The sequence below is a fragment of the Rhodoferax sp. RT5P35 genome (assembly GCF_056521385.1).
Genome location: NZ_JBWMAX010000002.1, coordinates 187,827 through 210,992, shown reverse-complemented (window position 1 = coordinate 210,992; position 23,166 = coordinate 187,827). Strand labels below are relative to the sequence as shown.

19 protein-coding genes are annotated in these 23,166 nt (G+C 63.5%); 12 read left to right on the top strand and 7 right to left on the bottom strand.

What is annotated here, in order from left to right:
- The first annotated feature begins 196 nt into the window (after positions 1–196).
- From AC097L_RS03125 to lipB, 7 genes are all read left to right on the top strand, one after another.
- Positions 197–1,204, top strand: coding sequence for an MBL fold metallo-hydrolase (locus AC097L_RS03125; protein ID WP_479584653.1), 1,008 nt, complete (start codon positions 197–199; stop codon positions 1,202–1,204).
- Positions 1,205–1,228: 24 nt separating this feature from the next.
- Positions 1,229–2,119: a D-amino acid aminotransferase gene (locus AC097L_RS03120; RefSeq protein WP_479584652.1), complete on the top strand. Its 891-nt coding sequence runs from the start codon at positions 1,229–1,231 to the stop codon at positions 2,117–2,119.
- Positions 2,120–2,134: 15 nt separating this feature from the next.
- On the top strand, positions 2,135–2,437 hold the full coding sequence (locus AC097L_RS03115; RefSeq protein ID WP_479584651.1) for a YbeD family protein: 303 nt from the start codon (positions 2,135–2,137) through the stop codon (positions 2,435–2,437).
- A gap of 70 nt (positions 2,438–2,507) precedes the next feature.
- Complete coding sequence (locus AC097L_RS03110) at positions 2,508–4,130, top strand: site-specific DNA-methyltransferase (protein ID WP_479584650.1); 1,623 nt, start codon at positions 2,508–2,510, stop codon at positions 4,128–4,130.
- A gap of 13 nt (positions 4,131–4,143) precedes the next feature.
- Positions 4,144–5,838 (top strand): RNA-binding domain-containing protein, encoded by a 1,695-nt coding sequence (locus tag AC097L_RS03105; protein ID WP_479584649.1) that lies wholly within the window; start codon positions 4,144–4,146, stop codon positions 5,836–5,838.
- A gap of 128 nt (positions 5,839–5,966) precedes the next feature.
- On the top strand, positions 5,967–8,645 hold the full coding sequence (locus AC097L_RS03100; RefSeq protein ID WP_479584648.1) for a DEAD/DEAH box helicase: 2,679 nt from the start codon (positions 5,967–5,969) through the stop codon (positions 8,643–8,645).
- A 10-nt stretch (positions 8,646–8,655) separates the two neighbouring features.
- A complete protein-coding gene (lipB, locus tag AC097L_RS03095; RefSeq protein WP_479584948.1) occupies positions 8,656–9,333 on the top strand; it encodes a lipoyl(octanoyl) transferase LipB in 678 nt (225 codons plus the stop codon).
- Here the strand turns inward: lipB and AC097L_RS03090 are convergent.
- The gene (locus AC097L_RS03090; RefSeq protein ID WP_479584647.1) at positions 9,318–9,893 is read right to left on the bottom strand and encodes a restriction endonuclease; all 576 of its coding nucleotides are present in this window, start codon (positions 9,891–9,893) and stop codon (positions 9,318–9,320) included. The two genes, lipB and AC097L_RS03090, sit on opposite strands and share 16 nt — an antisense overlap.
- Before the next feature lie 29 nt (positions 9,894–9,922).
- On the bottom strand, positions 9,923–10,504 hold the full coding sequence (locus AC097L_RS03085) for a 3'-5' exonuclease (RefSeq protein ID WP_479584646.1): 582 nt from the start codon (positions 10,502–10,504) through the stop codon (positions 9,923–9,925).
- Positions 10,505–10,589: 85 nt separating this feature from the next.
- Here AC097L_RS03085 and chvE point away from each other — a divergent pair, with 85 nt between their 5' ends.
- From chvE to AC097L_RS03070, 3 genes are all read left to right on the top strand, one after another.
- Positions 10,590–11,684, top strand: a complete 1,095-nt coding sequence (gene chvE / locus AC097L_RS03080) for a multiple monosaccharide ABC transporter substrate-binding protein (RefSeq protein WP_479584645.1) — start codon at positions 10,590–10,592, stop codon at positions 11,682–11,684.
- 62 nt (positions 11,685–11,746) lie between these two features.
- Entirely contained in the window at positions 11,747–11,944 is a 198-nt protein-coding gene (locus tag AC097L_RS03075; RefSeq protein WP_479584644.1) for a type II toxin-antitoxin system VapB family antitoxin, read from the top strand.
- A 5-nt stretch (positions 11,945–11,949) separates the two neighbouring features.
- Positions 11,950–12,318: a type II toxin-antitoxin system VapC family toxin gene (locus AC097L_RS03070; RefSeq protein WP_479584643.1), complete on the top strand. Its 369-nt coding sequence runs from the start codon at positions 11,950–11,952 to the stop codon at positions 12,316–12,318.
- 9 nt (positions 12,319–12,327) lie between these two features.
- Here AC097L_RS03070 and AC097L_RS03065 read toward each other — a convergent pair whose 3' ends face one another.
- The 5 genes from AC097L_RS03065 to phaP form a co-directional block, all read right to left on the bottom strand.
- The gene (locus AC097L_RS03065; RefSeq protein ID WP_479584642.1) at positions 12,328–12,534 is read right to left on the bottom strand and encodes a hypothetical protein; all 207 of its coding nucleotides are present in this window, start codon (positions 12,532–12,534) and stop codon (positions 12,328–12,330) included.
- 86 nt (positions 12,535–12,620) lie between these two features.
- A complete protein-coding gene (locus AC097L_RS03060) occupies positions 12,621–15,335 on the bottom strand; it encodes an Hsp70 family protein (RefSeq protein WP_479584641.1) in 2,715 nt (904 codons plus the stop codon).
- A gap of 189 nt (positions 15,336–15,524) precedes the next feature.
- The gene (locus AC097L_RS03055; protein ID WP_479584640.1) at positions 15,525–17,354 is read right to left on the bottom strand and encodes an Hsp70 family protein; all 1,830 of its coding nucleotides are present in this window, start codon (positions 17,352–17,354) and stop codon (positions 15,525–15,527) included.
- Complete coding sequence (locus tag AC097L_RS03050) at positions 17,351–17,890, bottom strand: DUF2760 domain-containing protein (RefSeq protein ID WP_479584639.1); 540 nt, start codon at positions 17,888–17,890, stop codon at positions 17,351–17,353. Before AC097L_RS03050 ends, AC097L_RS03055 begins: the two co-directional genes overlap by 4 nt.
- A 103-nt stretch (positions 17,891–17,993) precedes the next feature.
- Entirely contained in the window at positions 17,994–18,506 is a 513-nt protein-coding gene (gene phaP / locus AC097L_RS03045) for a TIGR01841 family phasin (protein ID WP_479584638.1), read from the bottom strand.
- 181 nt (positions 18,507–18,687) lie between these two features.
- Between phaP and lipA the strand changes: the two genes are divergently transcribed.
- Positions 18,688–19,686 (top strand): lipoyl synthase, encoded by a 999-nt coding sequence (gene lipA / locus AC097L_RS03040; protein ID WP_479584637.1) that lies wholly within the window; start codon positions 18,688–18,690, stop codon positions 19,684–19,686.
- Positions 19,687–23,106, top strand: a complete 3,420-nt coding sequence (locus AC097L_RS03035) for a DEAD/DEAH box helicase (protein WP_479584636.1) — start codon at positions 19,687–19,689, stop codon at positions 23,104–23,106.
- The last annotated feature ends 60 nt before the right edge of the window (positions 23,107–23,166 follow it).

Below are 23,166 nucleotides of genomic sequence, written 5' to 3'. Positions count from 1 at the left end.
GCACAAAAATTTACACACTGAAAAGTTTAGTAAAGCCCACTATTATACGAATATTCCCTTGACACCCGCAAGCGCTTTGGCGTGCATACAACTGTAACGCTTTGCGGCGCGTGTTCGCGTGCGAAGCCATGCAAAGCTGGGGAGCTCCCCAAAGGCGTTGCATTGTGGCATTTCTTTTTTGACCGTCTTTTTTGCCATGCAGCACCACACCGCTACCGGCTTCAAGAACAATTACACCGATGCCGTTCCCGGCTCGACCCGCGACGTGTTGCGCTGGCAATGGAATGCACGGCGCAAAAATCTCCCGCCACCGCCGCAAACCCCCACCCCCGTGGTCTCGCCCAACCTGGCAGCCATCCACGCCAACACCGGGGCCGCCATGCAGCCCGCCATCACCTGGGTGGGACACGCCACCATGTTGGTGCAGGCCAGCGGGCTGAATGTGCTGACCGACCCGGTGTTCAGCGAACGCGCCTCGCCAGTGCAGTTCATGGGCCCGCAACGCGCCCAGCCGCCGGGCGTGGCCCTGGCCGATCTGCCACCCATCGACGTGGTGGTCATCTCGCACAACCACTACGACCATTTGGATACAAATGCGGTGCTGGCGCTGGATAAACTTGCACAAGGCGCTACGCTTTTTATAGTACCTTTGCGTCTCAAAGCCTGGTTCACCCGGCAGGGCATCCACAACGTGGTGGAGCTGGACTGGTGGCAGCAGCACACGGTGCGCGGCGTGGAATTCCACCTCACCCCCGTGCAGCACTGGACGGCCCGCGCCCTGGGCGACCGCTTCCAGACGCTATGGGGCGGCTGGGCCGTGTTCGGGGCCGATTTCCACTGGTACTTCAGCGGAGACACCGGCTACAGCCAGGACTTCAAGGACACCCGCGCGCATTTCCAGGACCGTAGCCCCGATGGCTTCGACATCGCCCTGATCGCAGTGGGTGCCTACGAACCCCGCTGGTTCATGCAAAACCAGCACATCAACCCGGCCGAAGCTGTGCAAATCCACCGCGACCTGCACGCCAAGCGCAGCGTAGGCGTGCACTGGGGCACCTTCAACCTGACCGACGAACCGCTGGACCAGCCCCCGGTAGACCTGGCCGCCGCCCGCACCGCCCAAGGCATATCCGAGGACGACTTCTTCCTGCTGAAAATTGGCGAGACCCGGGCCCTGTCTGCCCGCCCCGCTGGTCCAAAATAGCGTCTCCACTCCTGCGCCCGCACCATGCACACCTTGCCCGACTACCCCTGCTACCTCAACGGTGCCTACACCCCCCTGTGCGACGCCAAGATCAGCGTCATGGACCGGGGTTTCATCTTTGGCGACGGCGTCTACGAAGTGGTGCCGGTCTACGCCGGCCGCTTGTTCCGGTTTGAGGAGCACATGGCCCGGCTCGACCGCAGCCTGGCCGAGCTGCGCATCGCCAACCCGCTCACGCCTGGGCAATGGCGCGACATTGCTACAACATTGGTAGCTGGTCATGCAGAACACACTGAGGCTAACGGCCTCAATTCTATAAATCCCAACCACCTGGTCTATATCCAGATCACCCGCGGCGTGGCCTTGCGCGACCACGCCATGCCCCAAGACATCACGCCCACCGTGTTCGCCATGGCCACCCAGATGAACCTGCCCAGTGCCACCCAGCGCAGCCAGGGCGTGGCCTGCGTCACGGCCGATGACTTTCGCTGGGAAAAAGCCCACATCAAGAGCACCAGCCTGCTGGGCGCGGTGTTTGCACGGCAGATCGGCGTGGATGCGGGCGTTGTGGAGACTGTGATGTTCCGAAACGGGTATCTGAGTGAAGCCGCCAGCAGCAACGTCTGGCTGGTCAAAAACGGCACCCTGATCGGCCCGCCCAAGGACAACCTGGTGCTGGAAGGCATCCGCTTCGGGTTGATGGAAGACATCTGCCGCGCCCAGGGCATCCCGTTTGAACTGCGCCGCATCACACGTGAAGAAGTGCTCAATGCCGACGAACTGCTGCTCTCCAGCGCCACCAAAGAAGTGCTGCCCATCACTATCCTGGACGGCCAGCCGGTAGGCAACGGCCTGCCCGGCCCCGTCTACGCCCAACTCTACGCAGGCTACACCGCCGCCACCCAAGCTGCCTGAACCCCCATCCACACCATGACCACACCCACCACCGACCCCACTGACCCCGTCGATCCCCGCAAAGAATCGCTGATCGAATACCCCTCGCTCTTCCCCATCAAGGTGATGGGCGAAAAGGTCGACGGCTTCGTGCACGCCATGACCGCCATCGCCGCCCAGTTCGATCCCACGTTCGATGCCAGCGCCATCGAGCTGCGCGAAAGCAAGGGCGGCAAATACCTGGGCATCACCCTCCCCATCACCGCCACCAGCCGCGAGCAACTCGACGAGCTGTACCGCACCCTGAGCACGCATCCGATGGTGAAGATGGCGTTATAGGGCTCCGTAGGCGGGCACGGCGGCCTCCATAATCAGCGCCCATTGCTATTACTTTTGGCCCGCCCCACCCATGCCCACCCTCGACTGGCTCAACCGCGCCGCCGCCTTCACCACCGCCGCCAAAGTTCCCTACCGCCTGCTGGAACCCATATCCGCTTATGGCGATTACGGCAGCACCGCACCCGACAACCTGCTCATCCAGGGCGACAACCTGGAAGCCCTCAAAGCCCTGCTGCCGTTCTACCGGGGGCAGGTCAAATGCATTTTTATCGACCCACCCTACAACACTAAAAGCGCGTTCGAGCACTACGACGACAACCTGGAGCACGCCCAGTGGCTGAGCATGCTGCTGCCCCGCCTGCAACTGCTGCGGGAGCTGCTGCGCGAAGACGGCTCGATCTGGGTGACGATTGACGACAACGAAGGGCATTACCTCAAGGTGCTGATGGACGAGGTGTTTGGGCGGGGGAATTTCATTGCCACGATTGCTTGGGAGAAAGACAAAGGCGGCAGAGGTGATGCCGACATTTCCACGTCGCACGACATGATCCTTGCATACGCCACAAAACGAAGCCGCTGGTCAGAAACACGTAATTTGATCGAACGAACAGCCGTTCAGGCGGGCCGATTTCAGAATCCTGATAACGATCCTCGTGGACCATGGCGACAGGGCGACGATGGCACTGCCAAAAGCGGAACAGAAAAGCAGCGGTTCCCCATCGTTTTGCCTTCAGGCCGATCTGTTGTTCCCAAACAAGGTCGCTTCTGGGCTTTTTCGCTTGAAACGTTCGAACGCGCCCGCGCTGAAGGTCGGGCCTACTTCGGAAAAAATGGAGATCGCCTGCCGCTCATCAAGCGTTACGCCGATGTAGTTCGCGAAGGCGTTGCTCCTCGGACATGGTGGACGGCGGAAGAAGCCGGAACTAACCAAAGTGCAAAAAGAGACCATCTTGCAAAGATGTTTCCGAACATGGATACGTTTGCGACACCCAAGCCTGAAGAGCTTTTACAACGCATTCTTCACATCTCCACCAACCCCAACGACCTCGTCCTAGACTCCTTCCTGGGCTCCGGCACCACCGCTGCCGTGGCCCACAAAATGGGCCGCCGCTGGATCGGCATCGAAATGGGCGAACACGCCGCCACGCACTGCCTGCCGCGCCTGCAAAAGGTGGTGGACGGCGAGCAAGGCGGCATCAGCAAGCCCCTGGGCTGGGCGGGCGGGGGCGGCTTTCGCTTCATGCGCCTGGGCGAAACCGTGTTTGACGACTACGGCAGCATCAACCCGGCGGTGCGCTTCGCCACCCTGGCGGCCTTCATCTGGCAGCAAGAGACAGGAACCACCTGGCCCGGCAGCCCCACCGAGATGCCCACGCCGTTTTTGGGCAATTACTACACAATAAATAGCACCTCGCGCATACAAAATATGGGCGAGGAGCCGATTTCACCTTTAAATGCCACCCCCACGGCCTACTATCTGCTCTACAACGGCATCCTGGGCGACAAGCGCCCCGCCAGCGGCAACGTGCTGACCCGCGAGGTGCTGGATGCGTTGCTAGCCCTGCACGCCACCAGCGCCCCACCCGACACCCCGCTGGTGGTGTTTGGCGAATCCGTGCGCTTGGGGCCCGCCCGGCTGGAAGCCGCCCAACTGACGTTCAAGCAGATTCCGTACGACGTGAGCGCACGCTGAAAGGCACCATGACATGACCGCGAACGAGTTACAAGCCTGGCTACTTCAGCACTACCCCAAAGAAAATGAGCGCCATGAATGGAAAGAATGGCGCAGCCTGAAATCACAAATTTCGGGCCGCCCAGACGGAAGCGACTTGGTTTCCTACGTATCGGCGTTGGCCAATATGGAAGGTGGGGTCGTCGTCATTGGGGTGAAGGACCAGACTTTGGCGGTCTCTGGCATTGCGGACTTTGCAGACTACACCGCTGAAAATCTGGTTCACCGGATTTTGGGCAAAGCACCGGGCCTGCCCTCGCTGGGGCTACGGATCGAAGAACTCCAAGCCAGTGACACCGGTGCCACCATTTGGTTGGTCCATGTGCCACGGCATGCGCCGCGGCAACCCGTTCACGCGCACGATAAAGCCTGGCAACGAGAAGGCGACAGCCTCGTTCCCTTACGGGAAGACCGGCTGCGCGCCATCTTGTGCGAACCGATGGCGGGAGAGGACTGGAGTGTACAAACTGTTCTCGGAGCCACACTGGCAGACCTTGACCCCGAAGCCCTCACTTTGGCGCGCACCAACTTTGCAGCCAAGCACCATGTAGAGCGCTGGGCTCCTGAAATTACGACTTGGAGCGACGCGCAGTTTTTGGATAAAGCCAAGATCACGATCCATGGCCAAATTACCCGTGCAGCGCTGCTTTTACTTGGGCGGCCAGAATGCGTCGCGTGGTTGTCGCCGCATCCCGCTGAGATCAGTTGGAAGGTGCCCAACGAGCGGATCATCAAGCCATTTGGCCCGCCATTTCTGATCAACACGTCGGAAGTGCTGCGGCATATTCGCAATCCAAACATCAAACTATTTCCACGCAACCAGCTGATTGCAACCGAGTTGCCTAGGTATGACACGCGTGTCATTTTGGAGGGCTTACACAACTGTTTGGCGCACCAAGACTATGCCCAAGCGGGCCGCATCGTGGTGGTGGAGTCTGATGAACGGTTAACACTGACCAGCCTGGGCAGCTTTGTGGATGGACAGCCAGAAGATTATTTTCAAGGGGATCGCACACCCCAGACATACCGAAACCTATGGTTGGCCGTAGCCATGAACAACCTAGGCATGATGGACAAAGGCGGCTACGGCATTCGCGATATGGTGCGCACGCAGCGCCAACGGTTTTTGCCGCTGCCAGACTACGAGGGCAGTACCGCCGCAAAAACCGTTTTTAACGTGGCGGGGCAAGTTATTGACGAGAATTTCACCAAACTGCTCATGGAGAGATCTGACCTCCCCTTGGAGCAAGTGGTGTGGTTGGACCGAGTGCAAAAGCGCCACCGTATTGCAGACATCCACGCCAGCCAGCTACGCAAACTGAAATTGATCGAAGGGCGCAAACCCCATTGGCACATATCTGCCAATATTGCGGCAACCACCGGGTCGCAAAGCGAGTACGTACTGAACCGGGGATTCAGCGACGACTATTACAAACGGCTGATGATGGAGCGACTAGAGAGATTCGGCCCCGCCTCTGGCCGAGAGCTAAGGGATCTCATCTGGCACAAGCTCCCCAACATATTGAGTCTCGAAGCCAAAGAAACCAAGGTCAAAAACCTGCGTTCAGCGTTACGCATCTATGGGCTGGACGGCAAAAAAATAGAAATCGACCCCGCCGGTCCAGGGCGAGGACCCAGCGCTATTTGGCGGCTTCAACAACAAAGTTGAGTTGTTTAAATTCAATTTATTTAAACAACAAAGCCACTAGAAAAAATATTTAATTCAACAAAATCAACCACTTAAGTTGTTTAACCACTGCGCTTTTCAGCACATTTAAACAACCCAACTACCCATCCATGAGCGCCTTCACCCTCAAAACCTACCAGCGCGGCGCGTTGGACGCGATGACGCTGTTCTTGCAGCAGTCGCAGACCATGGGCCTGGAGGCGGCGTGGGCGCACGCCTTGCAACGCGAAAAGCTGCCCGCCCGGCCTTACGTAAGCGACGACCTGGCCGGTGCGCCCTGTGTGTGCCTGCGCATCCCCACCGGCGGCGGCAAAACGCTGATGGCCTCGCACGCCATCGTGCGCATGGCGCGGGACTGGGCGCTGAGAGATTTTCCGGTGGCGCTGTGGCTGGTGCCCAGCGACACCATCCGCAGCCAAACCCTGGGCGCACTGCAAACGCCTGGCCACCCCTACCGCATGGCATTGGAAGCGGCCTATGGCAGTGCCCTGGTGGTGTGCGACCTGGACGCGCTGCACACCGTGGCCCCGAACGAGTTTGGCCACAAGACCGTGGTGGTAGTGGCCACCATCCAGAGCTTTCGGGTCAGCAACAAGGCCGGGCGGCGGGTCTACGCGATGAGCGAAGCCTGGGAAACGCATTTCCGCAGCCTCAACCTCACACCGCAGCAGGCAGCAGAGCGCGGCCTGGGGGTGGTCACCCAAGCCGACCTGGTGGATGTGAACCAGTCCTTCCTCACCCCGGCCGACCTGGGCCGTGTCAAAACCTCCCTGGCCAACTGGCTGGCGTGGTGGCAGCCGCTGGTGCTGGTAGACGAGGCGCACAACGCCAAAACCCCGCTGTCGCTGGCGGTGCTGCAGGCCATCCGCCCCAGCGCGGTGCTGGACCTGACGGCCACGCCCGTGCCGCATAAAACCAATGTGCTGTACAGCGTATCGGCCCGCGAGCTGGAGGCCGAGGACATGGTCAAGCTGCCCATCATGCTGGCCGAGCACGCCACCGGCTGGCAGGATGCCGTACGCGATGCGCTGCTGCGCCGCACCCAGTTGGAAGCCGAAGCGGTACACGAACCGCAGTACGTGCGGCCCATCGTGCTGTTCCAGGCGCAAGACAAGGGGCAAGAAGTGCCGCCCGAGGCACTCAAGCAGCATCTGATGGCCGCGCACCATATTGCCGAAGCCGAGATCGCCGTGGCCACCGGCACCCAGCGCGGGCTGGACGGGGTGAACCTGCTAGACCCCGCCTGCCCCATCCGCTACATCATCACGGTGGATGCGTTGAAGGAAGGCTGGGATTGCAGCTTTGCCTACGTGCTGTGCAGCCTGCAAAACCTGCGCAGCAACCAGGCGGTAGAGCAGCTATTGGGCCGCGTGCTGCGCATGCCCTACGCCCAAAAACGCCAAAGCCCGGCGCTGAACCGGGCCTACGCCCACGTCATCGCCAAAACCTTTGGCGAGGCGGCCAACAACCTGGTGGACAGCTTGACGCAGGGCATGGGCTTCGACGCGATGACCGCCGCCGCCGTGCTGCTGCCGGATACAGACGATCTATTCAACGCCACACCCCAGCCCCCGCGCCGCGCAGACCTGCTGGACCTAGCCCTGCCCGCCACCGACCTGCAAGCCGCCACCACCGCCCTGGCCCACCAGCCCGACCTGCGGGTGCTGGCCGACGCGGGCACCGGCATCCACGTGCAAGCCGTTGGCCACATCAGCGATGCCCAGCGTGACGCTATTCTTTCCATAGTACCTACCGCAGACAGAATAAGCGCTGGAAGGCAATTAGACCAACATAATGCGCGCCTGGCCGCCAGCCAGTGCCCGGCGCTGCGCGGGGTGCCGTTTGCGCCCATTCCCCAGCTCTGCCTGCGCCTAGGCGCGCAGGGCACGCTGGAGCTGATCGAGCGCAAAACCCTGGCCGAGCGGATGGACTTTGACCTGCTGAGCGCCGACCCCCGGCCCGAGCTGCCCGGCTTCAACCTGGTGCAGCAAAGCGACCTGTTCGAGATTTATGTAGAAGGTGCGCGCGTGCGCTTGAAACAGGCCGATGCCGCGCAATTGACGCTAGACGGCGTGCCCACCGAAGCCTCAGAAAACGATGTCATACGCACCTTGGCGAAACACATCACCAGCCCTTACCGCACCCAAACCGAGACGCTGGCCTATGTGCAGCGGCTGGTGGCCTACCTGCTGCGCGAACGCGGCTTCAGCCTGACCGGCTTGCTGCGCTCACGCTTCCAACTCGGCCAGGCGCTGCTGGCCCGCATCGACAGCGTAGAGGCGCGGGTGCGGCAGGCCGGATTCCAAAAGCTGCTGTTTGGCGAGCTGGGCACTTTGGCCAGCGGGCCTAGCAAGCAATTCCAGTTTGCGCCAGGACGCTACCCGGTGCGCGATGCCTACAGCGGGCGCTGGCAGTTCAAAAAGCACTATTTCGACCAGATTGCCACCCTGAAACCCCAGGGCGAAGAGTTCGACTGCGCCGTGGCGCTGGATGCCGAGCCCGCCGTGCGCCACTGGGTACGCAACCTGGAGCGCCAACCACAATTCGCCTTTTGGCTGCCCACCGCCAGCGACTACTTCTACCCCGACTTTGTGGCCGAGTTGCTGGACGGCAGCCTGCTGGTGGTCGAATACAAGGGCGACGGCTACGCCACCAATGACGACTCGCGCGAGAAACGCCTTGTGGGCGAGCGCTGGGCGCAGACCACCGGCCAGCGCTTTGCCATGGTGGAGAAAACCCTGAACGGCCAAACCATGGCCCAGCAGATCCAGGCCATAGCTACCCAATGACCACCGCATGATGGACACCCACATCCTTGGCCGCTTGGACTATTTGCCCACGGTCGAAAAAATGCAGGAATTCACCCTCCAGCGCACAGAAGACATACACGACCAGCTATGGATTTGTGAGCATCCACCGGTTTTTACCCAAGGCTTGGCGGGCAAGGCCGAGCACCTGTTGCTGCCCGGCGACATCCCGGTGGTGCAGACCAACCGCGGCGGCCAGGTGACCTACCACGGGCCGGGCCAGGTGGTGGCCTATCCGCTGCTGGATTTGAAGCGCGCGGGCTATTTCGTTAAAGAATATGTGTTTAGGCTGGAAGAAGCTGTGGTGCAAACCCTGGCCCATTTCGGCACCACCGGCCTGCGCGTGCCGGGTGCGCCGGGCATCTACGTGCGCCTGCAAGACCCGTTTGGCCATGCCCGGCTGGAGGCGGGGTTTAAGTCCCAACAATTGGAGTCTGACCCTACTTATTTGGGCAAGATTGCCGCTTTAGGCATCAAGGTCAGCCGCCACTGCACCTACCACGGCGTGGCGCTGAACGTGGCCATGGACCTGGAGCCGTACAGCCGCATCAACCCCTGCGGCTATGCCGGGTTGAAAACGGTAGATATGGCCAGCCTGGGCGTGGTGGTTACCTGGGCCGAGGCGGCGCAGGTGTTTGCCCAGAAGCTGGAACGTTACTTGGCGGCCTGAAGCAGCAGCTGGGCTAGCGCCACGTCGGCGACCAGGGTGATGCTGCGCTCTTTGGCGAACTGCAAGGCCGTGTCGGTTACGCCGCCGATGCTGATGTAAGTGCAAGCAGCGGCATTCTGGGCCTCTTTGGCAGCCGCCAGTTCGCGCAGGGCCTCGATCCCGTGGTTGGCGGCTTTCCAACGCTTTGCGGCCACCAGGGTGGTCTGGCCGTCTTTCAGCAGTTGCAAATCTGCCGTTTTGCCGTTCAAGCGCACCACCGTGTAGCCCTTGGCGCGGTAGGCCGCGTCCAGCGCATCGGCAAACTCACGCCAGGGCATGGCCGTGGCCTGGGCCAGCATGCCGTTTACTTTCGCCGTGCTGGGCAGGTCCCACTGGCGCGAGGCGGCGATCAGGCCGATCACCAAAAACGGCACCGTCCCCAGCAGGCCAAACGGGATATAGGCTTTGGGCAACAGCGCAAACGACAGCAGCCCAAACACCAACACCAGCAGCATGCTGACCCACCACGGCGAACGCAGTAGCACTGCAAAAAGAGAGTTTTTGGCCATTTTGAATTTCATGGCCGAAGTGTAAGTGGCCCACCCCCAGGCTACAGCGCCTGGAACACCTTCAACGCCGCGTAAGCATCGTTGGCCGCATACAGCATTTGCGTGGGCGTGAGCTGCGCCACGGCCCAGTTCGAGGTGGTGGTCTTTTTGGATTTGTGGAAGCGCTGGCGCAGCACCACGCCGACGGCGGCGCGCACGCCCATCGAGGTGCCAAAACCGTCTTTGCGGAAAATCGCGTTCAGGTCCAGCACAGCCCGCATGGTGACCCCGAACTTAGCGTGGATCTGCCCCCGGTCTTGCTCCAGCCCAAAGCCTACCTTGCGCACTGCATCCGACTGCAAGATCTCCAGCAGGCAAGGGCGGCAGTCAGGCCGGTGCATCTGAAACAAATAGGCCTTGGTGGGCAGCGCAAACTGCACCACATGTGGCCCGTCACTGACCTCGCCGGGCGCAAACGTAGGCCGGGCCTCGGTATCAAAACCCACCGCCCCCGCCGCCAGGATGTCAGCCGTGGCGGCAGCAAATTCGGCCTGCGTTGCCGGTACAAAGATGCGGTCCAGCGCCAGGCCCTGCATGGGTGGCAGCAGGGCGGTTTCGGCTTTGGTGGGGGCGGTTTTTTTCATTTGTGGAAAGCACTAAAGGGATGGTGGGCGGCACAGCCTGTCTGCTACGATGCCGTAACAAAAAAACACAATTGGGGACAACAACATGCAATCCGACCGTAGACGTCTGGTGGGTGGTTTGGTCGGCAGCCTATGGGCGCTGAAGGCTTGGTCCCAGGTCGCCAACAAAACCGAAAAAGGCGAAAAAGGGGTGATTGGCATCTCCTTGCCCACCATCACTTCGCTGCGCTGGGTGATCGAAGGCCTGGCCATGACCCGGTCGCTGGACAAACTGGGCTACCGCGCCATTTTGCAGTACGCCAACGACGACATCCCCACCCAGACCACACAGATCGAAGCCATGCTGGCCCAGGGTGCCACCGTACTGGTGATCAGCGCCATCGACGGCACCAAGCTGGCCCCGGTGCTGAAAGCCGCCGCCGACAAGGGGGTCAAGGTCATCGCCTACGACCGGCTGATCCGCGGTAGCCCCCACGTGGACTACTACGCCACCTTCGACAACTTCCAGGTCGGCGTGCTGCAGGGTAGTGACATCGCCAATCGCCTGGGCCTGGCGGCAGGCAAAGGGCCGTTCCGCATCGAGCTGTTTGGCGGCTCGCCCGACGACAACAACGCGTTTTTCTTCTACAACGGTGCCATGTCCGTCCTCAAGCCTTACCTCGACAAAGGCCAGTTGGTGGTCGGCTCGGGCCAGATCGGCATGGACAAGGTCTCCACCCTGCGCTGGAGCGGCTCGGTCGCCCGCGCGCGGCTGGCGGGCATCCTGGACAAGTACTACGCCAAACAGCACCTGGATGCCATCTTGTCGCCCTACGACGGCATCAGCATGGACCTGATCGAGGCACTGAAGAAAGCCGGTTATAGCCAGGGTAGCCAGAGCGGCCAGCCTTTGCCGGTCATTACCGGGCAAGACGCGGAACTGCCGTCGGTGCGCTCCATCGTCCGCGGCGAGCAGACCTCCACTGTATTCAAAGACAACCGCGACCTGGCCCAGGTCACCGCCACCATGGTCGATGCCCTGCTGACCGGCAAAAAGCCCAGCATCAACGACGAAAAGACCTACAACAACGGCGAGAAAGTGGTACCTGCGTTTCTACTGAAACCGGTGCTGGTGGATGTGAAAAACTGGCGGGCGACGCTGGTGGACAGCGGGTTTTACAAGGCGGAGCAGTTTCGGTAGTCCAGGCATAAAATAATGCACCATTTGATGCCGCATTCCGTGCGGACCACCCGAGACCCTCCATGCGCACCACCCTGACCTTGGACGACGATTTGCTCGCCCAGGCCCAAAAATACACCGGCCTGACCGAGCGCACCGCGCTCATCCGCGAGGCGCTGACCGCCCTGATCCAACGCGAAAGCGCACGCCGCCTGGCCCTGCTGGGCGGCACCCTGCCCGACCTGGAAATTGCGCCACGTCGGCGACAACCCAATCACTGATCGCTATGGTCCTGGTCGACACTTCCGTCTGGGTCAACCACTTTCGCACCCGCGATCCCGTCCTGTTCGCCCTGCTGCAACAGGGGCAGGTGTGCACCCATGCTTTCGTGCTGGGCGAACTGGCATTAGGCAATCTGCGACAAACCGACGCAGCGTTTGAAGCTTTGCGCCACTTGCCACGGCTGGACACCGCCATGGACGACGAAGTACTGACCCTGATCGACCGCCAGAATCTCGCAGACCGGGGCATCGGCTATGTCGATGCGCACCTGATGACCAGTGTGTTTCTGGCCCCAGGCTGCACGATATGGAGCCAAGACAAGCGCCTGCAGCAGGTGGCGCAGGACTTGGGGCGGGCGGTGGTGGTGCATTGAAAGCCCGACCTACCGAACTCTCGCGGCTGCCAACTTCTGCTCTAGCCGTGCAATGGCCGCATCCGCATCCACGTAAATATGGGCTTTTTTGGCCGCGTCTAACGCAGACATTGCGAGGGCAATGAACTCGGACACGATAGGTTCTGGCGGCAACATCACGGCATCGGTAGGCGACACGACGGCCCCATACGCAGAGACAGATGGTTTTGCTTTCATGGTGTCAACATCGTACACCTCAAGTGCCTTTTCAGCCTCTAGCTCTTATTCGACCAGCACAAGCAGCTACGTAAACAATAGCACTCTCAATCCACCAACGTCAACCCCACCGGCAGCGACTCGCCGAACACGCGCTTGGTGTCCGCCGCGTCCAGTGCCGTCACCTCGCGCACCATCGCGATCCAGCCAGGGGCCGCGCGGGCGCCGGTGAGGCGGTCCAGCACCTGCTGGCGCAGGGCATCAGAAATGTCGCGGGCACGGTCGCCGGTGGCGCGGGCGATTTGGGTGGCGGCGAAGGCTGCGGGTTCGGCCTGGGACCAGTCGGCGGCCAGCAGGGCCTTGAGCCAAACGGCGGCCACTTCCGGCGGCACCACATGGTGCAGGCTGGCGTACAGCGGCTGGCGCGCCCCGGTGCGGCCCAGCGCCCACCAGGTTTGGACGTTTTCGCCAGGCTTTTGCAGACGTTGCAGCAGCCAGGTGCCCAGCTGCACCTTGTGGGCCACCGACAGGCGCTCAAACGACGCGGCCATACGCAGCATGTCGTCCAGGCCCTGCATGCGGGGGCCATCGGGTGCGGGAATGTCCTGGCCGCCCACGGGTTGCAGGTAAAAAGCGATGGCCTCGAACACCATGTCTTGCTGCTCTGCCGTGAGCCCCCCGGCGATACGCCGCCACAGCGTCCACCATTCGGACCACTGCTGCGGCTCATGGCTGTGGGCAATGCCGGGCGCGAACAGCTCCCACATCTGCTGCACCCGCCAGTCGTCCAGCGGGTGGCCAAAGCCGGGACGCAGGGCGTAGCCGGTCAGGTTGAACCACTGGCGCTCGTGCTGGGCGGTACGGCGGCGGCGTTTGGCACTGTCAAGTAGTTGGGCGAACAGGGTGCGCAAGAGCGGTGTGTCCCAGCCCTCGCGGCTGCCCAGCAGGCGCTCCAGGGTGGCGCGGAGCTGTTTGACTTCCTTGGCATCCACGCCCTGGCTGCGGTCGCCAAACACGCGGGCTATTGAACTGCTGGCATCGGCTAGGCGGGGGTGCGGCGCAACCTCCACCACCGCCGGGGCATCTCCGCGCAACTGGAATTCGAGTTGCCAGCGTTGCGCAGGGTCGTCCACGGCGATGCAGTGCATCTCCAGCGTGCCGACCTCGGTGAGCGCGGTGCTGAGCTGCACCAGCACTTCGCGGGCGCTGCTGTCGGTCTGCACAACCGTGGCGATAGGCGGCAAGCGCACGAAGCCGCCGGTGGACAAATCGACCAGCGCGCCCGGCTGCGAGCGGGTGTCGGTGACGCTGCTGGCCAGGTAGAAGCGCACTGGGCGGGCCAGTCGCAGGGCGAAGGTGCGGTCGGCCAGGGTGCAGGCCTTCCCCTCTTCGGCTCCGAAGGGCAACACGCAAATGCCGCGCTGGCTGGTCAGTCCATCGTCCAGCACCAAAAAGTAGCTGCGCGCCGAGCCGCCGCCGATGCGCGGGGCCTTGCCCGCCCGGGCCAGCGCGTAGGCCACCGCACCGCGCGCCACGGCGGCATCCAGGTGCGGGTTGTGCAGCAGTTGCAGCGGCGCGGTCGCCCAGCCGTTCAGGGTGTGGTGCAGGCGCTGGGCCAGGGGTGCCGCATGGAATACGCCGCCGTTGAGCAGCAGCGCATCGGGCAGCGCGCCAGGGTGCCGTTGCAAAAAGGCGGCCACGTGGCGGGTGATGGCCGCATCGCTGGCGTAGGGCAGGCCGAAGGCCACCAGGCCGCTGCGGGCACGCTGGGGCTGGGCATCGGCGGCCACAGAAGGGAAGAAGCCTTCGACCAAAATGCTATCTAAATCAGAGCGCGACAAGCTTGCGGAACGGGCGCTACCGACCAATTTTCTTCCGCTACCCAGCAGGGTGACGGTGGTGCTGTCTGGTGCGCCGGGGCTCCACAGCAGCTCTTTGGCGGCCCGGCAGCGCTGGGTGAGCTGGGCCAGTTGGGCGGCGGACAGGCGCTCGCTACCGCCCAGGCGGGACTCGACCAAATGCGCCAGCGCCAGGTCCATGTTGTCGCCGCCCAGCACCAGGTGGTCGCCCACGCCGGTGCGGGTCAACTTGGGTTCGCCATCCACCATAGCGACATCAATCAGCGTCAGGTCGGTGGTGCCGCCGCCCACGTCCACCACCAGCACGCGGCGGGTGGCGTGCAGATCGGCGGCCAGGGTGGCGCGGTGGCTGTACACCCAGTCGTAGAACGCGGCCTGGGGCTCTTCGATCAGCCGCACCCGGGACAGCCCCGCCAGTTGGGCGGCTTGCAAGGTCAGCGCACGTGCGCCTTCGTCGAAGGACGCGGGCACCGTGAGCACGATGTCTTGGTGTTCCAGCGGGGCTTGCGGGTGCTGGGCGTTCCACGCGGCGCGCACATGGGCCAGGGTGCTGGCACTGGCGGCCAGGGGTGAGACTTTGCCTACCTCGTCGGGTGCGCCCCAGGGCAGGATGCGCGCGGTGCGGTCCACCGCCGTGTGCGACAACCAGCTTTTGGCACTGGCCACCAGACGGCCCGGCACCTGCGCGCCCAGCTCCAGTGCAAAACGGCCCAGCACGGCAGATTCTGCGGATGGCCAGGGCAATTGCACATCCGCCGCCAGCAACGTACCGGGCGCGGGGTGGAAACGTACTGACGGCAACAGAGGCAGCGCCGCCACCTCGCCCGCCGCCAAGAGTTGGGGAATGGCGAAGATCTGGATTTTTGCCGCCCCGCGCGTGGCCGTGCTGGCATAGGCCACCACGGTGTGGGTGGTGCCCAGGTCGATGCCGACGGTGAAAACGGGTTTTGCTATTTTATTCATAGCTACTTGCGCAAATAGCATGGGCGCCAAAGGCTTTTTTATGCATAAATATGGTGGCTACTTAGCTCTCTCGTGCAGGCAGAACGCCCGACCGCCAGAAACACCGCAGAACTGGCTTTGCCAGGCTGCTGGTGTTGCCCCCTGCAAGGGGGTTGGCGAAAACACGCAGTGTGTAGCCTGGGGGTGTACCTAGGTCCGCACCTCGAACTCCACCTTCCAGCCTTCGCCGCCGGAGCGCGGCACGGCCAGCAGCTCCAGCGTGCCGATTTCGGACACCCGGGCGTGCAGCTTCACGGGGACGACCTCGCCCACCGCACGGCCCTCGGCGGGCAGCGTGGCTTCGATCTCGGCCAGCTCTTGCAGCTCGTCCGGGGTCCAGAAGTCGAGCATCTGGCCCACGATGTCATCGCGGCGCACGCTGGAGCCAAAGAAGCGAAAGCGCACGGCTTCGCCTACGACCAGGCCGAACTCTTGGGGTGGCAAGGCCGCTTCGGTGCCCTCTTCCATGCCGAACGGGGCCACGCACAGGGCTTGCACCGGCGGCTCCAGCCCCGGCACGGCGGGCATGGCGGATTCCACGCCCACGTAGTAGGCCATGGCCGTGCCGCCACGGATGCGGATGCCCTGGCCGCCGCGCACGGTGCCGTAGTAGGCGGCACCCCGGGCCACGGCGAAGTCCAGGTCCGCGCCGTCGAGCAGGCGGGCCTCCGGTGCGCCCTCGGCCTGCAGCCAGCCGTTGAGCGTGGCCAGGGTGCGCTGCACCAGCAGGTCGGACTTGAACACGCCGCCGTTGAACAGCACGGCGGTGGGGTGCAGGAAGCTCGCGTCCTGCTGTGCCGCAAAGCCTTCCAGTGCGGCGGTGGCACCGACCTGGCGGCCCAGGAGGGCGGCCAGGTGTCGGGTGACGGCGGCGTCCTGCGCGTAGGGCAGGCCCAGCTGCGTCAGGCCCGCACGGGCGCGGGACACGGGGCGGGCGTGGCTCTCCACCTGGGGGAAGAAGCCTTCCAGAATGGTGGCGGTGAGTGCGTCGCGGGTCAATTCAGCGTTGATCGAGCCGCCGATGAGGCGCGCGCCCCGGCTGGGGATGACGAGCGGCACGGTGTGTACGTCTGCGTCGGTCAGCAGTTTCTCTTTGGCCAGGCGGCAAGCGTAGGTGAGGGCCCGCATCTGCCACGGGTCGAGTGCCTTGCCGTCGGAAGCCAATTGGCGGGCCACGCCGTGGGCCAGGGCCAGGTCCATGTTGTCGCCGCCGAGCAGGATGTGCTCGCCCACGGCCACGCGGTGCAGTTGCAGGTTGCCGTCTTGCTCGACCACGGCGATCAGCGAGAAGTCGCTGGTGCCGCCGCCCACGTCGACCACTAAAATCACGTCGCCCACCTTGACCTGCTTGCGCCAGCCGCCGCCGCTCTGGGCGATCCAGCTGTACAGCGCGGCCTGGGGTTCTTCCAGCAGGGTCACGCCGGTGTAACCCGCGGCTTGGGCGGCTTCGGCGGTCAGCTCGCGCGCGGCGGGGTCGAAGGACGCGGGGATGGTGACCGTCAGCGCCTGCTCACCAAACGGCGCGTCGGGGTGGGTGTGGTTCCAGGCATCGCGCAGGTGCGCCAGGTAGCGGGTGCTGGCCTCCAGCGGGGAGATGCGGGCGACTTCGTCGGGCGCGTCATTGGGCAGGATGGCCGCGCGGCGGTCTACCCCGGCGTGGCAGAGCCAGCTTTTGGCGCTGGAGACCAGGCGGATGGGGGTTTGCGCGCCGTGGCTGCGGGCCCACTCACCCACCACAGCATGCGTGTCGCTGTGCCAGGGCAGGGCCAGATCGCCGTCGGCAAATTCACTGGCGTGCGGCAAATAGATGAAGGACGGCAGCAGCGCGTAGTCCTGCACCGCGCCGGGGGCGCTTTGCTGGGCAATGGGCAGGATTTGCGGGGGGGCTTCGGGGTGGGCCAGATCGACCCAGGACAAAGCGCAGTGGGTGGTGCCCAGGTCGATGCCGATGGCGTATCGAGAGTTATGGGGGCCGCTCACAGTTCCACCTCGGCAGCGGCGATGACGCGCGGGTCGTGGCCTTCGGTGGTGCGGGGCAAGCGCACGTCGGTGGCCTTCCAGCCGGGGTGGCGCAGGGTGCCACGGAACGGGGCGTTGCCCACCACGTTGCCGGTCAGGCGCACAGCGGCGGCATCAAACCCGGCTTCGAGCACGACGCGGCTGCCTTCGGCCTCGGAGCGTGCCGGGGCCAGGGTGAAGTGCTCCTGCAACACTTTGCGGCAGCCGGTGTGCACCAGGCGGGCAGCGCCGCCAATGTCGGCATCCGAATAGCTGGCTACATCTTCCTGGATGAAGTCCACAAACCGGGCTTCGCGCTGCAGCAGGCCCAGCAATTGCAGGGCGGCATCGGGGGTGGCGACTTTCAGGACGGGGGGTGGCGGGGGCGCGGGAGGCGCAGGCGGAGCGGCGGGCTCGACACCATTGCGTACATCCTGCACCTTGGCGGCCAGCGTGCTGTCGCCCAAAACTGCAAAAGCGAGCGACAGACGGGCGAAAAATGAGGGGGCGTTGTTCATATTGGTTCTCCACAAAGACAAACGGCCCGGTGATTAACCAGGCCGTAAGGCGATATTGTCCGCGATGTGCAACCCCTTTAAGGGCCGCACACAGAAAGCAGGCTTAAGCCTTGGCTTCCATTTGAGCGACTACGGCTTCCACAGCCTTGTCGGTGGCTTCCTTGGCGGAAGCTTGGGCGGTTTCAAACGCGGTGGTGGCAGCAGCCACAGCCGACTTCACCAGGGCCACAGCGTTTTCGCTGCCGGCAGGTGCGTTCTTCACAGCGGCATCCACCAAGGTAGCCAGTTCGGCCTTGGCGCCGGAGGTAGCGGTTTCCACATAGGTGCGCACTTCGGTGCTGCTGGCGGTGGCAATAGCTTGCACGTGGCGCAGGTAGGAAGCCGCCTTTTCAGGAGCCGCCTTCAACATTTTGGTGGCCAGTTCGCCCAGTTCCTTGGGGTCTTTAACCGAGGTAGCGGTCAACACGGCTTCTTCGGTTTCTTGCAGCGTGGTCTTGGCAGCTTGCAGGTTCAGCTTGACCAGGGCTTGCGCGCTGTCAAACAGCGAGTTGGACAGAGTAAACAGGCTGGCCACAGCGGATTTTTGGTTGGCGGTGATGTGTTCAAAGTTCAGCATGGTGTTTCCAATATAAAAAGGGGGGAAGGATCAGTGCCAGGTTTTATGCTGCACTGCAACATGAACTGGACTATAGCGCCCACTCTGTGACCACGCCAAGACAGGAAGCTCTAATCTCGCACGTTGATTTTTGGCAGCAGCGATAATCAGCACCCTGGCCCAATTGACAAAGACACCGCCCATGAGCACCACCGAAGTCGTCCGCGACGCGCAATCTGTAGAGTCCTACAACCCACTTGCCAAGCAAAAAGCCGGTGCCAAGCTGTCGCGCATCCCCGTCAAGGTGGTCCAGGGCGAAGTGCTGAAAAAGCCCGAGTGGATCCGCGTCAAGGCCGGTTCGCCCAGCACCCGCTTTAACGAAATCAAGCAAATCCTGCGCGAAAACAACCTGCACACCGTGTGCGAGGAGGCCAGCTGCCCCAACATCGGCGAATGCTTTGGCAAGGGCACGGCCACCTTTATGATCATGGGCGACAAGTGCACCCGCCGCTGCCCGTTTTGCGACGTGGGCCATGGCCGCCCCGACCCGCTGGACGCAGACGAGCCGCTGAACCTGGCCAAAACCATCGCCAAGCTCAAGCTGAAATACGTGGTGATCACCAGCGTGGACCGCGACGACCTGCGTGACGGCGGTGCCGGGCATTTTGTGAGCTGCATCCAGCACATCCGCGAACTCTCGCCCACCACGCAAATCGAGGTGCTGGTGCCCGATTTCCGCGGCCGCGACGACCGCGCGCTGGAGATTTTGAAGCTGGCCCCGCCGGATGTGATGAACCACAATTTAGAGACCGCGCCGCGCCTGTACAAAGAGGCCCGCCCTGGCTCGGACTACCTGTTCAGCCTGAACCTGCTGAAGAAGTTCAAGGCCTTGCACCCCAACGTGCCCACCAAGAGCGGCATCATGGTCGGCCTGGGCGAGACCGACGAAGAAATCCTGCAAATCATGCAGGACATGCGCGACCACCACATCGACATGCTGACCATCGGCCAGTATCTGTCGCCCAGCAACAGCCACCTGCCGGTGAAGCGCTACGTGCACCCCGACACCTTCAAGATGTTCGAAACCAAGGCCTACGAGATGGGCTTCAGCCACGCCGCCGTGGGTGCCATGGTGCGCAGCAGCTACCACGCCGACCAGCAGGCCGAACACGCGATGGCCCACGCCACACCCAGCCTGTAAATGGCGACGGTCGGCGGTCTCTGGTTCAACCCCCGCAATCTCGGCAACTACGTCTCGGATGCCGTCCTGGAACGGGGCCTGACCCTGTACCGGGGCCAGAAGGTGCTGGACATCGAAGTCCGGGCCATCGACAACGGCCGCTGGCAGCTCACCGGCCACGTGCAGGGCAGCGAACGCACGCCCTACCAGCAAAGCATCCGCCTGCACATCAACGTGCACGGCATGCTGACGCACTGGGATGCCGAATGCACCTGCCCGGTGGGCGTGGACTGCAAGCACGCCGTGGCCCTGTCACTCAAGGCCGCCTACCGCACCCAGGCCACGGTCAACGCCACGCCACCCAAGCCCCCCACCGATGCCGAACTGGCCGCCGCCCGCTTGGCTGCAGAGCAGCGCACCCGCGATGCCGCCGCCCTCAAGGTACGCCAATGGCTGGCCCAGTTTGACGCGCTGGACCGGCGCAGCAGCCCCCGGCCCGACAGCGCCCAGGCCGAGAGCTTTGTCTACACCCTGTGTCCGGGCACGAACCAGCAAAAAACCCAACTGCTGCAACTGCAGCTGCAAAAAACCTACCTGAAGAAAAACGGCGAGTGGGCCAAGCCGAAGAACATCCTCACGCCCCCCTACCCGGGCCAGCCGCTGTTTGACGCGGCCAGCCCCGCCGAGCAAGAGCTGCTGCGCATGCTCAAAGGCATGGCCAGCGGCTCCAACCACTACGCCTATGCGCTCACCCACTGCGCCGTGTTGGAAGGCGCAGCCGGACTGCTGGCGCTGCAAATGGCATCTGATACCGGGCGGCTGTTTACCGTAGCCGACGGCGGCTTTCTGGGCGCACCCCTGCGCTGGGCCGCCCCCCGGGAACTGGGCTGGAGCTGGCACGAATCCCCCCAGCCACTGGCCAGCGAACCCGTGTGGACGCTGCAATCCCGCCTGGCCCACAGCTCCGAGAACGCCCAGGTCTACGCCAACCACCCGCCCCTGTACCTGGACACCGTCCAAGGCACCTGCGGCCTGGCCCACACCCAGGGCATCGCCCCCGAGCAACTGCCGCTGCTGTTGAACGCGCCGCCCATGCCGCAATCGGCCATCGAGCCGCTGCAATTGCCACTGACCCGCCGCCTGGCCGCCGTGGCCATGCCGCCCACCCTCAAGCCCCTGCCTACGGTGCAAGGCGTGGTGCCTACGGGCCACCTGCACCTGGTGCCGGTGGGCAAAAAAGACGAGCCCACCTACGGACTGCTGTGGGCCCGGCTGGAATTCGACTACGCTGGGCTGCGCGGTGGCTGGGACAATTCCGATGCCAGCGTGATCGTCTCGCACCTGGGCCAGCGCACCCTATTGGTCCGCGACCTGCCATCCGAACAGGCCCTGGATGCCCGGCTGGTGGCACTGGGCCTGCTGGGCACGCCCGATGCAGGCTATTTCTTGCCCGGCCCCCAGAGCCAGCAAACCTGGCTGGACTGGGCCGACACCGACTTTGCCGCCTTGCGCGCCGACGGCTTTACCGTCACCCGCGACGACGCGCTGACCGACTGGCTGCAGCGCGCCGATGCCCTCGACGTGCAGATGCAAGCGCAAAACACCAACGACCCGGACGCATCGCCCTGGTTCGACCTGTCTCTGGGCATGGAAATCAACGGCGAACGCCACAACATCCTGCCCTGGCTGCCCAGCCTGCTGAACCAGTTGGCCAGCACCCCGGCAGACGAGGCCACCGGAGAACGCGTACTGCCGCCGTTTGTTTACATGCGCAAGCCCGACGACAGCTTCATCCGCGTGCCCACCGAGCCGCTGCGCCCCTGGCTGGCCGCCCTGCTGGAGCTGGTAGGCGACCGCCAGCACGACCTCGACGGCGACAGCCTGCGCCTGAGCCGCATGGAAGCCCTGCGCGCCGGGGCCGCCCTGGGCGAAGGCGCGGTATGGACGGGAGCCAGTGCCTTGCAGGAGCTGGTGGCCCAACTCGCGGGCCGCAGCGCCCTGCCCGAGGTGCCGCTGCCCGAGGGCGTGCACGCCAGCCTGCGCCCCTACCAGCAGCAAGGCCTGAATTGGCTGCAGTTCCTGCGCCGCGCGGGCCTGAACGGCATCCTGGCCGACGACATGGGTCTGGGCAAAACCCTGCAGACCCTGGCCCACATCCAGGTGGAAAAAGACGCGGGCCGCCTGACCAACCCGGCCCTCATCATTGCCCCAGTCAGCCTGATGGGCAACTGGCAGCGCGAGGCCCAGCGCTTTTGTCCCGGCCTGCGCACCCTCGTTTTACACGGCCAGGACCGCCACGAAGTCGCCGACACCACCCACGCGCACGACGTGGTCATCGCCCCCTATTCCCTGCTGCAGCGCGACCGCGAAGGCTGGCTGCAAGCCCCCTGGCACATCGTGGTGCTGGACGAGGCGCAAAACATCAAGAACGCCAGTACCCAGGCCGCGCAGGTGGTGGCCGAGCTGCAAACCCAGCACCGCCTGGCCCTGAGCGGCACGCCCATGGAAAACCACCTGGGCGAAATCTGGAGTCTGTTCCACTTTTTGATGCCCGGCTTTCTGGGCAGCCAGGCCAAGTTCGGCAGTTTGTTCCGCACCCCCATCGAGAAGCGCGGCGACACCGAGCGCCTGGCCCAGCTGCGCAGCCGCATCACCCCGTTCATGCTGCGCCGCACCAAGGCCCTGGTGGCGCACGAGCTGCCGCCCAAGGTGGAAACCGTGATGCGCGTCGAACTGCAAGGCCCGCAGGCCGACCTGTACGAAGCCATCCGCCTGACCACCGAAAAGGCCGTGCGCGAGGCGCTGGACAGCAAGGGCCTGGCCAAGTCGCACATCACCATCCTGGACGCGCTGCTCAAGCTGCGCCAGGTCTGCTGCGACCCCGGCCTGTTGAAGCTGGAGTCGGCCAAAAAAGTCACCCGCTCCGCCAAGCTCGACCAGCTGATGGAAATCTTGCCCGAGATGCTGGCCGAGGGCCGCAAGGTGCTGCTGTTTTCGCAGTTCACCAGCATGCTCGCGCGCATTGAGGTGGAGCTCAAAGCCCGCGGCATCCCCTGGGTCAAGCTTACCGGCCAGTCGCAAAAGCGCGACCAGCTCATCGACCAGTTCACCAGCGGTGCCGTGCCGCTGTTTCTCATCAGCCTGAAAGCCGGTGGCGTGGGCCTGAACCTGCCACAGGCCGACACCGTGATCCATTACGACCCGTGGTGGAACCCCGCCGTGGAAACCCAGGCCACCGACCGTGCCCACCGCATCGGCCAGACCCAGAGTGTGTGGGTGGTGAAGCTGGTGGTCCAGGGCACCATCGAGGAGCGCATCCTGGCCCTGCAAGAACGCAAAGCCGCCCTGGCCGAAAGCATGTACAGCGGTGCGCAGGGGCGCTCGGAGCCATTGTTCTCAGAAACCGATTTGCAGGAATTACTCAAACCACTATCAAAATAGTAGCTACTTGCGTAGGCAACGTATGCGCTAGAGGTACCTTTTTTATAAATTCTGGTCGGA